This is a genomic window from Vibrio hepatarius (assembly GCF_011806575.1).
Lineage (GTDB): Bacteria > Pseudomonadota > Gammaproteobacteria > Enterobacterales > Vibrionaceae > Vibrio > Vibrio hepatarius_A.
The window spans coordinates 1-7,178 of sequence record NZ_JAATOO010000051.1 but is presented as its reverse complement, the minus strand read 5'-3'; the positions used below and the strand labels follow the sequence as shown (position 1 = coordinate 7,178).

Below are 7,178 nucleotides of genomic sequence, written 5' to 3'. Positions count from 1 at the left end.
AATTAAGTAGCCCGAAACGCCCTGGCTAACTTCCCGCATTGCTCGGCAACACGATATTCAACGCAAACCAAAAGTGCTAAGCGTTGAGGGTCTGCTTGAATTGTTTGTTATGTTTTACCACAAATGACTGATTTACTTAGCAAAGAACTGCTTTGTTGAACGTATTTCAAGAAGTGAATCACAAGCTCGTACTCACTTGGCCGCCAGGTGCACGAAACACCAAACGCGTAAGCCCACTTTCCTGCCCAATGAGGCAACCCGATAAACATTCAACAAGCGCCCTCTCTTTCCAACCAAAGCGCAGAACAATGGCAAATTGCCGAGGCAACTGCCAAGCCGAGATGCTAACTGACAAATATGCTGGAAGCGACTTAGAGCCAGTGAGATTTGAAACCAACCGCCACGACCTGAAAATGAAGCAACCCGCGAACATTGACATGTTTTACTGACTGAGAGATTCACGAACTTGGGCCGACAATGCGGATTTGCTGAGGCAACTCGGACGAATGGCCAAAGGGACAAAGAACACAGATCGAAGAATTTTTAAGCCATTGAAATACAAGTAAACATAACGCCGCGTTAAGGGGTGAATGCCGCCTAAACCAACTTTCTGCAAACCACTTTCACCACCAAAATTCACTGCATATCAAAAATGCCACGCGGCATGAATCCCTCTTGAACGCCTTGTTATGTAGCTAGTCACCGCCACCAAAATCAAGAAAGTTTACTCCACCGGAACTATCTAAACTCGTGTTCGTAACTTTACATTTAGGTACTGAATTTACCTCTGCATATAACAGGTAGCTTTCAACAGAAGGAACTTCCGACACGTTAAATAAGATCTCTCCGACAGACTTTTGAAACTCTAACAAGTCGCCTAAATCTTCTTGTAACTCGATAGCCAACTCTTTGCTGTAAGGCAGCAACATGCCATAACATACTGACTTATAGAACTGGTCATCACTGCACTTAATCTCGCTCAATGCCCAACTAATTTCCTGAAACGAATAGACGGGCTTCTTCCCAAACTTAGCACACAGTTTAGGAGCTACATCTTTAGCGACTGACTGAACATAAGACTTTTTATTCAAAAAGTTAAGCACACCGTATCTCCTTGCTACATAACGCCGCGTTAAGTGGTGAACAACGCGACCACCAACCTAAACCATTGTGCCGTAAACACTAAAGCCGAATCAAACTGAGAATGCCAAGCGTTGTGAATCCGTCTTAAACGCTTTGTTAGCTTTCAATCGATAAACTCAACTTTGACATTGTATTCTTTACACACTTTCTCAACATGTGTAACACAAACTTTTTGAGTATTATCAAATAAAACCAAAACTTTAGATTTATTAGGTCTAAATATAGAGTATGCCAACAACTGTCCAAGCCCTGACTTCCAATGAGATTTACGCTTTACTTCATAGATAGTATGTTCATTCTCACAGTCAATATTACCTACTGGGGTTTGAGTCTCAATTTCTAAAGAGTCATCTCGTAAGCACATTTGGTCAACGATTCTCGCCTCTAGTGGAAACCAATCAAAGTTTGAGTCTCGATATCTATTTTTTCCATCTTCGTTGGTATAGAAGCAATTATGCCTTTTTAACGCATATCTTTTTGATATTTTCTGGCTATAACCATCTATGCTTTTTTTTTTACCATCAATACAAACCAGCGTAGATTTAGGCTGTATATTTAGTTTTTTGTAAAGGCTCTGATACATTGGTTTAGTTACCAGCGAATTCAGCCACCGTCTTGGATGTACAGGAAGCCTGCCTTCACTATTGAGTTTTGAGAACTCTTCATATAAGTCGTACTGCAAATTTTCCATGAAGTCACCTAATGAAAGCTAACGCCCAATTAAGGGGTGAACAACGCTACCACCCACACCTAAAGAATTGTGCCATAAACACTAAATTTGAAGTAGAAGCAAAAATGCCAAACGTTGTGAATCCCTCTTAAATTGATTGTTATGAGCGTGGTTAAGAGTACGCTTTGACGTACTTTTTAACCTTTTTCATAGCCATTTGACGCTTAAGTGGTGAAAGATAATCGATAAACAAGTTACCCGATAAATGATCTATTTCGTGTTGCATTACGATGGCTAGAAACTCATCACTTTCGATGGTAATTGGCTTACCTTCGCGATCTAAAGCAGACACAACAACCGAAGTAAAACGCTCTACATCTGCATAGTAATCAGGAACTGATAAACAACCTTCTTGACCCAATGCTTTATCCGAGCCACTAACCACTTCTGGGTTAACCAAAATTAGCGGTTCATCTCGACTTTCTGAAAGGTCGATAATAACAACTGCCTCTTTACGACCAACTTGAGTCGACGCCAAACCGATACCATTGTCAGTCGCATATAGCGTTTCCAACATATCGTCTATTAACGTTTGTACCGTCGTAATATCTTGCACCTTTTCTGCTTTGACCTTAAGCCTTGGATCCGGTGCAGTCAGAATTTCTAAAACTGCCATATTTTCCTTCTAATTCTTGGAAGCTCATAACGCCCTGTTAAGGTGTGAGCAACGCAATACCGACGCCGCCGCATACCACCTTAAACACTAATCGCAACGCATAGCAAAAATGCCAAGCGTTGCGAATCACTCTTAAACAGATTGTTAGCCATCTTTTTCAGCGCGATACATAGCTTCAGCTAACATGGAACTGATTGTCGTTTCGTCTTCAGGAGTACGAACGAAATCAGGCTTATACTCGCCATTCTGATACATTGACCATTCAGCTTCAGTGAGCTTTTCTTCAAAATAATTAAGATTCAAATTGAGCCAGTTTTGTAACTGCTGAAAGTTACTGGCAACAGGGTTACCTTGCTGCTCTTTTTGATAACTTTGAATTGTTATTGGGTAATTAAAATCTTCAGCTGCCAATATCGCTTGTCTAGCTGCTGCTAAGATCAACTGACCAGAAAAATTCATCGAAAAATCATATACGTCATCTCTTAAGCGATACTTGATTCTGGTCTTTTTTGAGTGTGACCAGTAACGGTCTTCAAGTAGGTGAAGTCGCTTTTTATACATCTTAATTATTTCAGCTTCTACCATATCCTTAGTTTCAGCTTTGAGCTCGTCATATGTTTTCAGTTTAACGTTGCTACTTTTTGCTGCTTCAAGTGCACCAGATTGAAAACCTAGCTTAGAAACAATAAAACCTTTATCAGCACCAACGTCGTCAACAATTGTTCTTAACGCAAGAACATGGGATTTATTAACTTTGCTATTCCAATATTTTGCTTCAACTACCCAAGTAATGTCCTGGCCTAGGAACTTTGTCTTTACTAAAATATCAACATCATGTTTTGTTCTTACACCTGTGACTGTCACATTCGTTTGAGCATCAGCCCCTAAGCCTCGAAAGTGCTCACAAATAACTTCTTGAAACTGGTACCAATTCATACTCTCTTGCTTCATTTTTCTCTTTGATGGCTAACGCCGCATTAAGGGGTGAACAACGCCACCACCCAAACTAAACCATTGTGCCGTAAACACTTAAGCCAATTCAAACCAAAACTGCCTAGCGTTGTGAATCCCTCTTGAATGCTTTGTTAGTTGCCAAACCTAAAGCTTTGGTTTGAAGTTGATTACCACTTTGCCAACACTGTCTTTGTGTGGTTTGAAAAACTCAAATCAGGCGCAGTTTCAAAGCGCCTGTCACTGAAACCACTTGGAACAAACAGCGCCGTAGAATACAACCTAACAACACCAAAAAGCTCATTTGAAAATGACAATATCACGGAGCTTACTCTCAACGAGTGAATCGTCTTCTGAAACAGAAAAACCAAACCACACAAGAAACCAAAGCTCGATTTTCGCAAACCCAAATAACTAAAAGTTGAAATACGAAAACAAACTAACAACACACAGACATTAGCCTTAGATATTCTGTATTAGCTGAGTTTTCCTCGTTGGCAACTAACGCCGCATTAAGGGGTGAACAACGCCACCACCCAAACTAAACCATTGTGCCGTAAACACTAAAGCTAGTTCAAACCAAAACTGCCTAGCGTTGTGAATCCCTCTTGAATGCTTTGTTATGTTTCCAACCATTGCAACTTAACCAGCTTGATATGTATCGCACACCAAACAATCCAATCCGTTAACTGTAGCTGACAGCGCACTATTTTGATATACACCCATACCTATATTCCTTATTTATATCAAGGCATTATGCAAAAAAAGCAAAATTTGGCCATAGTAAGCACAGAGTGTCATGGAGAAAAAATAAACGGGCTACGTTCCAATAGATACCTATTACGCTATACACTACTACTGTTTCTTACTTGGAGTGTTGTGGAGCTATATGTAATACCTAGTTCAGAACACTTTAGACCATTTTATAAAATATTAATTTGGGTGCTGCCAGTTCTTTTATATATCAGACTAGTAGACAAAAACAAACCTATATATTACTTAAACTTAGCCAATAAAATAGATATAAATGGCTGGGTATTTATCATTGCCTCAGCAACCATCCTAGCCATTAATAGCTTGGGCTCTTACCTTCATGAAGGTTCAATAGATTTTAAGCTTAATACGCCTCATTTAATAAATGCTGTGTTACTAGCAGGTATTACCGAAGAAATAGTTTTCCGTGGTTTTATTTTCAAGAAACTTTCTGAAAAGCTATGCTATTGGAGTTCAAATACTCTACAGTCAATTCTTTTCGCTTCGATTCACATTCCAATTTGGATTTCCAATAACCAAGACATCACAATTCTTTTTCTTTACGTTTTTTCCTTTGGATTAGCCATGGGTTACTTCGCTAAGAAATCGAAATCGCTTTGGACTGTAGTCATTATTCACTCATTGCACAATTTATTAATTTGATAATAACTCATCAGGAAACATAACGCCGCATTAAGTGGTGAACAACGCGACCACCCAAGCCTAAACCTTGCCACATTTAGCGCTAAAGCTGACCTAAGCTGAAATTGCCAAGCGTTGAGAATCCGTCTTAAATGCTTTGTTATGTAAATTCAGCCACATAAGCCAAAGTTACCACGAAAAACCGAGCCTGTACGACCGAAGAAATAGCCAAAACCAAAGAACCCAACAGTGTTCACGAATTTGCAGAGCCAGCAATGTTACAGACCAAGCTTCAACAAACGAAAAATGGTGAAGAGCAGCGACCAAAAATGCTTTTGAATCTGGGAAACCGAACGAAAGAAACCATCAGCAAATGGGGACTTTCGTTAACCTTGCCCTTTCCGCACTTTAAGACCGCAAAACTAACCACGAACCAGCACTGAAACTGAATGAGGAAACTCACGAACCTTGGCATGTTTTACGGCTAATTTGGCAAAGAATCAGGACAGAAAGAGCTGATTTTGACGAGGATGAAAACCGATGGGTAGAGAGAACGAATAAACAGAATAATACCGATTTTACCCGCTTTACATAACGCCGCGTTAAGTGGTGAACAACGCCACCACCAAACCTAAACCATTGTACCTTAAACACTTAAGCTAACTTGAACTGAAATCGCCAAGCGTTGTGAATCCGTCTTAAACGCTTTGTTAGTTGCCTACTCAAAGACTTTACTTTGAAATTCATTGAGACTTTGCAAACACTGCCTTTACGCACTTTGAAAAGACCAAGTCAGGCGCAGTTTCAAAGCGACTGTCACTGAAACCACTTGGAATTTACAACACCGCAGAAAACAGACTTTGCACACCAAAGGACTCTTTTGGAAAGACTAAGCAACAGAGCTGACTTTCAACGAACGAATCAGTTTCTGAAACAAAGAACCCAGCGACACATCAACCAGAACTACACTATCACCGATTCGAAAAGCTAGAAGGTGAAACACGAAAACCTAGCCAATAGCACACTAACATTAGCCCTAAACTTGCTGATTTAGTTACTTTTTCCTTCATTGGCAACTAACGCCGCGTTAAGGGGTGAACAACGCTACCACCCAACCTAAATCATTGTGCCGTAAGCACTAAAGCTAGTTCAAACCAAAACTGCCTAGCGTTGTGAATCCCTCTTGAATGCTTTGTTAGTTGCCAAACCCAAGGCTTTGATTTGGAGTTCATTACCGCTTTGCCAACACTGTTTTTTACGTGCTTTGAAAAACTCAAATCAGGCGCAGTTTCAAAGCGCCTGTCACTGAAACCACTTGGAACTCAAAACTCCGTAGAAAACGGATTAACCACACCAAAAAGCTCTTTTAGACAGACAAGGTAACAGAGCTGACTTCCAACAAATAAAGCTATTTCTGAAACGGAAAAAACAAACCGCACAAAAAACCAAAGCACGATTTTCACAAACTAAAATAACTAGAAATTGAAATACAGAAACCTAGCCAAAAACACACGAACATTAGCCCTAAAACATTCTGCTTTAGCTGGGTTTTCCTCCTTGGCAACTAACGCCGCATTAAGGTGTGAGTAACGCAACCACGAAACCCAACCATACCACCGTAAACACTGAGCTCAACTTTAACACCAAAAATCCCAAGCGTTAGGAATCACTCTTAAATGCTTTGTTAACTGGATTGTTCTCCCTGTATCGACGATGACTGGCAATCATTCTATTACAGTCTTTTTCTATATCTTTTACTCGTCGATCAATTCCTAGCAACCTTAGAACTACAATCTGCTTTTCAGATACTACTTGGTTATTTGGCAACCAATAAGCATTGTAAGTATTCCTTTTAGATAATGTGACTTCTAACCTTGGTACGTAAACATGAATATCTTTAAATGGGGTGCATGATTTTATGCCTTCTATTTGATCCCAACAAATAAACCCTGTCTTGTAGTGATATATACCTTCGGGGCTTACAACTAGTATCGTTCTTCCGTTTACCCAAGCAAAAATTTCACGAAAGCCAAACAACAGCAGCAACAATACTACAACTACTTCGCCAACGTTTTCCGTAGGAGTTAGAAAATAAAGGGCAACGATAAGTGCGGCCACCAAACTCCAACGGCTTCTATAAACACGAACACCAATTGGTAAATCTCCCACCGAAACTCCTTATCCAGTTAACGCCGCATTAAGGGGTGAGCAACGCCACCACCCAAACTAAACCATTGTGCCGTAAACACTAAAGCTAGTTCAAACCAAAACTGCCTAGCGTTGTGAATCCCTCTTGAATGCTTTGTTAGTTGCCAAACCTAAAGCTTTGGTTTGAAGTTGATT

Annotated in this window: 7 protein-coding genes; 2 read left to right on the top strand and 5 right to left on the bottom strand. The window is 40.1% G+C overall.

All coding sequences use genetic code 11. From position 1 onward, the window contains the following. Window positions 1-308: 308 nt before the first annotated feature. Entirely contained in the window at window positions 309-449 is a 141-nt protein-coding gene (locus HCZ42_RS21330) for a hypothetical protein (protein ID WP_167422682.1), read from the top strand. Window positions 450-695: 246 nt separating this feature from the next. Here the strand turns inward: HCZ42_RS21330 and HCZ42_RS21320 are convergent, their stop codons facing one another. The 4 genes from HCZ42_RS21320 to HCZ42_RS21300 all read right to left on the bottom strand — a co-directional run bounded on the left by HCZ42_RS21320 (window position 696) and on the right by HCZ42_RS21300 (window position 3,440). Further along, window positions 696-1,103 (bottom strand): hypothetical protein, encoded by a 408-nt coding sequence (locus HCZ42_RS21320; protein ID WP_167422681.1) that lies wholly within the window; start codon window positions 1,101-1,103, stop codon window positions 696-698. Window positions 1,104-1,246: 143 nt separating this feature from the next. Beyond that, window positions 1,247-1,834 (bottom strand): hypothetical protein, encoded by a 588-nt coding sequence (locus tag HCZ42_RS21315; RefSeq protein ID WP_167422680.1) that lies wholly within the window; start codon window positions 1,832-1,834, stop codon window positions 1,247-1,249. Window positions 1,835-1,985: 151 nt separating this feature from the next. After that, window positions 1,986-2,489, bottom strand: coding sequence for a peptide deformylase (gene def / locus HCZ42_RS21310; RefSeq protein ID WP_167422679.1), 504 nt, complete (start codon window positions 2,487-2,489; stop codon window positions 1,986-1,988). A gap of 144 nt (window positions 2,490-2,633) precedes the next feature. After that, window positions 2,634-3,440, bottom strand: coding sequence for a restriction endonuclease (locus tag HCZ42_RS21300; RefSeq protein WP_167422678.1), 807 nt, complete (start codon window positions 3,438-3,440; stop codon window positions 2,634-2,636). Between the two features lie 879 nt (window positions 3,441-4,319). Between HCZ42_RS21300 and HCZ42_RS21295 the strand changes: the two genes are divergently transcribed. Further along, window positions 4,320-4,856: a CPBP family intramembrane glutamic endopeptidase gene (locus HCZ42_RS21295; protein ID WP_167422677.1), complete on the top strand. Its 537-nt coding sequence runs from the start codon at window positions 4,320-4,322 to the stop codon at window positions 4,854-4,856. A 1,638-nt stretch (window positions 4,857-6,494) separates the two neighbouring features. On the opposite strand, the gene HCZ42_RS21290 is transcribed toward HCZ42_RS21295, so the two are convergent. After that, on the bottom strand, window positions 6,495-7,004 hold the full coding sequence (locus tag HCZ42_RS21290; RefSeq protein ID WP_167422676.1) for a hypothetical protein: 510 nt from the start codon (window positions 7,002-7,004) through the stop codon (window positions 6,495-6,497). Between the last annotated feature and the right edge of the window lie 174 nt (window positions 7,005-7,178).